The organism is Streptomyces sp. NPDC049577 (assembly GCF_040675635.1).
Taxonomy (GTDB): domain Bacteria; phylum Actinomycetota; class Actinomycetes; order Streptomycetales; family Streptomycetaceae; genus Streptomyces.
This window is the reverse complement of record NZ_JBFAPH010000454.1, coordinates 1-4,005: the sequence shown is the minus strand read 5'-3', so window position 1 is coordinate 4,005 and position 4,005 is coordinate 1. Positions and strand designations below refer to the sequence as shown.

At 69.7% G+C, this 4,005-nt stretch carries 3 protein-coding genes and 1 pseudogene; 2 read left to right on the top strand and 2 right to left on the bottom strand.

The window, feature by feature from the left end; all coding sequences use genetic code 11:
• Positions 1-81, top strand: a pseudogene (locus tag AB0K09_RS30765) (hypothetical protein); the annotation flags it as partial.
• 158 nt (positions 82-239) lie between these two features.
• Here AB0K09_RS30765 and AB0K09_RS30760 read toward each other — a convergent pair.
• Positions 240-908, bottom strand: coding sequence for a DUF1707 domain-containing protein (locus AB0K09_RS30760; protein WP_366068692.1), 669 nt, complete (start codon positions 906-908; stop codon positions 240-242).
• A 152-nt stretch (positions 909-1,060) separates the two neighbouring features.
• Here AB0K09_RS30760 and AB0K09_RS30755 point away from each other — a divergent pair, with 152 nt between their 5' ends.
• Positions 1,061-2,728 (top strand): fumarate hydratase, encoded by a 1,668-nt coding sequence (locus AB0K09_RS30755; RefSeq protein WP_366068691.1) that lies wholly within the window; start codon positions 1,061-1,063, stop codon positions 2,726-2,728.
• 48 nt (positions 2,729-2,776) lie between these two features.
• On the opposite strand, the gene AB0K09_RS30750 is transcribed toward AB0K09_RS30755, so the two are convergent.
• The coding region (locus AB0K09_RS30750; protein WP_366068690.1) for a ricin-type beta-trefoil lectin domain protein at positions 2,777-4,005 on the bottom strand (1,229 nt) is incomplete at its 5' end.

Sequence of the window (4,005 nt, the reverse complement as noted above, 5' to 3'; positions counted from 1 at the left end):
TGGTCCTTCGTCCGCGACGACCAGCCCCTCGCCGACACGGCCCGGCAGGTCGCCCTGGCCCTGCGCGACGAGGTGAACGACCTGGAGGCCGCCGCTCGGCCGATTGAGTCACCCTTGCCCGTCTCACCGCGCACGGCCATTCGCACCCGCAGCCGTACGAGAGACGATGCACCAAGCTTTACCCGCTGTGCGCGCTCTTATTCACACGGTTGCCATGACCGGAATGCCGCCGGATGCCCCTACTTGCCCGCCAGAAGATTCTTCAGCCTCTTGCCCCGCTTGGGCTTCGCCTCCACACCGCCGAAGAGCGCGAAGCCCGTGACGACGACGACCGGGGCGTCGGGGTCGGTGGCCTCGACGGTCTTGACGTCGAAGCCACCGAAGATGCCATGACCACCCCTGGAGTGCAGGGAGACGTTCTCCGGGAGCTTGATCTCGATGCCGCCGAAGATCGCGGAGGCGTTGATCACGATCTCCCGGTGCTCGAAGACGGCCTCCGTGAGGTCGATCTCCACGCCGCCGAACAGCGCCAAGGCGTTCGTGCGCGCACTCACCCTCCAGCGCCCCTTGCGCATCGCGCCACCGAACACGGCCACGAGGTTCTCGGGCTCGCCGGCGCCCGGGCGCACGGAAGCGCCGTACGGGCGCGCGGAGGCGGACGCCTCGGCGGGGCGCTGCCCCTCCGGCAGGTCGCGCACCAACGGCTCGAGTTCGGCGAGCGTCTTGGCGCTGTAGACCGCGCCGATGCGCTCGGTGTGCTCCTCGGCGGTGAGCCGGCCGTGCGCCAGCGCCTCGCGCAGGATGTCGGCGATCCGGTCGCGGTCGGCGTCGGAGGCGCGCAGCGCGGGCTCCGCCGGCCGCTTCTCCAGGGAGGTCTTCGGGGTGTTCTCGAGAGAGGGCTCGTCCACGGCACCAGCGTAGCCAAACGCGATAGATCGCGATAGTCAGCTGACGCACTGAGCCTTACCTCACAGACCGGCCGCCGCCGGCGCGGCCTACTCTGGAGGGCGCTGTCGAGGAAGCCAGCACCATCATCCGCAGAGTGAGGGAAATCGCCGCGATGTCTCGGCCCGAGTTTGCCTATACCGATCTCCTGCCCCTGGGCGAGGACAACACGCCGTACCGTCTGGTCACCTCCGAGGGCGTGTCGACCTTCGAGGCCGACGGCCGCACCTTCCTCAAGGTCGAGCCCGAGGCGCTGCGCAAGCTCGCCGCCGAGGCCATGCACGACATCTCGCACTACCTGCGCCCGGCCCACCTGGCCCAGCTGCGCAAGATCCTCGACGACCCCGAGGCGTCCCCGAACGACCGCTTCGTCGCCCTCGACCTGCTGAAGAACGCCAACATCGCGGCGGCCGGCGTGCTCCCGATGTGCCAGGACACCGGCACCGCGATCGTCATGGGCAAGCGCGGCCAGAACGTCCTGACCGAGGGCGGGGACGAGGAGGCGCTCTCGCGCGGCGTCTTCGACGCGTACACCAAGCTGAACCTGCGCTACTCGCAGATGGCCCCGCTGACCATGTGGGAGGAGAAGAACACCGGCTCCAACCTCCCCGCGCAGATCGAGCTCTACGCGACGGACGGCGGCGCCTACAAGTTCCTCTTCATGGCCAAGGGCGGCGGCTCGGCCAACAAGTCCTTCCTCTACCAGGAGACGAAGGCCGTCCTCAACGAGGCGAGCATGATGAAGTTCCTGGAGGAGAAGATCCGCTCGCTCGGTACGGCCGCCTGCCCGCCGTACCACCTGGCGATCGTCGTCGGCGGCACCAGCGCGGAGTACGCGCTGAAGACCGCCAAGTACGCCTCCGCGCACTACCTCGACGAGCTGCCGGAGGAGGGCTCCCCGCTGGGCCACGGCTTCCGCGACAAGGAGCTGGAGCAGAAGGTCTTCGAGCTCACCCAGAAGATCGGCATCGGCGCCCAGTTCGGCGGCAAGTACTTCTGCCACGACGTCCGCGTCGTCCGTCTGCCGCGCCACGGCGCGTCCTGCCCGGTGGCCATCGCGGTCTCCTGCTCCGCCGACCGCCAGGCCCTGGCGAAGATCACGCCCGAGGGCGTCTTCCTGGAGCAGCTGGAGACGGACCCGGCGCGCTTCCTGCCGGAGACGACGGACGAGCACCTGGACGCGGACGGCGACGTCGTCAAGATCGACCTCAACCGTCCGATGGACGAGATCCTGGCCGAGCTCACCAAGTACCCGGTCAAGACCCGTCTCTCGCTGACCGGCCCGCTGGTCGTCGCGCGCGACATCGCGCACGCGAAGATCAAGGAGCGGCTGGACGCGGGCGAGGAGATGCCGCAGTACCTGCGCGACCACCCGGTCTACTACGCGGGCCCGGCCAAGACCCCCGAGGGTTACGCCTCCGGCTCCTTCGGCCCGACCACGGCCGGCCGCATGGACTCCTACGTCGAGCAGTTCCAGGCCGCCGGCGGCTCCAAGGTCATGCTGGCCAAGGGCAACCGCAGCAAGCAGGTCACCGACGCGTGCGGCACGCACGGCGGCTTCTACCTGGGCTCCATCGGCGGCCCGGCGGCGCGCCTGGCGCAGGACTGCATCAAGAAGGTCGAGGTCCTGGAGTACGAGGAGCTCGGCATGGAGGCCGTCTGGAAGATCGAGGTCGAGGACTTCCCGGCGTTCATCGTCGTCGACGACAAGGGCAACGACTTCTTCGTCGACCCGGCCCCGGCCCCGACGTTCACCAGCATTCCGGTGCGCGGCGGCAACTGACGCGGCCGATCGCCGGACGGGCTCGGCAGAGCCCGTCCGGCGCACCGGTCATGCGAAGCGCTGACCGGCCGAGCCGTCACACTTCTGGAGCCGGACCGCGTCCTTGGCGCCGGTGAGCGTCAGACACAGTTCCTGGGCCGCCGCCGGCCGGAACGTTTCGCCGCTCTTCACGAACTGCTGGTTCGCCCCGCCGTGGCAGTTCCACAGCACCAGGGCCGCCCCGGCCGTGTACTTCGCGCCGGGCACGTCCACGCACCGGTCCTGCGTCAGCGCGGTGTGCAGGGACTTCTGCCCCTCGTCGTACCACCACTGCTGGTTGCGGCTGCCCGAGCAGTCCCAGCCGCCGACCTCCGTGCCGTTGGAGCTGGACGCGCCGTACGCGTCGACGCACGTCCCCGTGGCCGCGCTCTTCAGCGGCCGGTACGCGTCGTCCCAGGCCCCCTTGTAGAGCACCGGTGTGCCCGTGCTCGCCGGGTCGGTGCAGGACGCCTCCTGGTAGCCGGCCTGGTACAGCTGCGTGAGGCAGGACGCGAAGGCGCCGTGGCCGCGGTAGTTGGGGTGGAAGGACTGCCGGACGGAGTTGGAGTCCGGGGGGAAGGGGTTCGACAGGTCGATCCACAGCCCGCGCGCCCAGGTGTCCTCCATGCACACCTCGTGCCCGTGGAAGAGCCGCGAGTTGTCGAGGTAGATCGCGCCCGTGTCCCGCGCGGCCTGGCGCATGCCCCGCTCGAACGCGGGCACGGCGTAGTTGCGGCCCCACGCCGCGTCGGCGGTGTAACCGACGCAGCCGCCGGGGAGCTTGCCGGGGTAGTTCGGGTTGTCCTCGATGTCGGGCCCGATGGGGCTCGGGTAGCCCATGACGACGAGCTTGTAGTCCCCGCCCGCGTAGCCCGCGTCCGTCATCACCTTGCGCAGGTCGCGGACGGTCTGCTCGACCTTGGGCACCAGGCCGTCGACCCGGGCCTGCCAGCCGGGCCCGTACTTCGGCTCACAGGTGCCCTGGAGCAGCAGGTAGCGCTCGACGCAGTCGGTCATCACCGGACCGAACTGGAGGTCGTCGTTGGCCCCGGCGACCAGCAGCACCAGCTTCACCCGTGTGTTGCGCGCCTTGATCGCGAGGGCGTCGCTCTGCACCAGCTCGTCCGCGTACTGCTTGCTGCCGCCTATGCGGATGTTCGCGGTACCGGCCCCCGAGCAGGCCACGTTGTAGGTGACGTCCGCCGGGATGCCCGTGCGGTGGATGGCCGAGTCCGGTGAGCGGTGACACCAGTTGTCCG

Coding starts and splice junctions, on each gene's coding strand:
- AB0K09_RS30755 (WP_366068691.1), top strand. CDS start 1,061: ATGTCTCGGCCCGAGTTTGCCTATACCGATCTCCTGCCCCTGGGCGAG.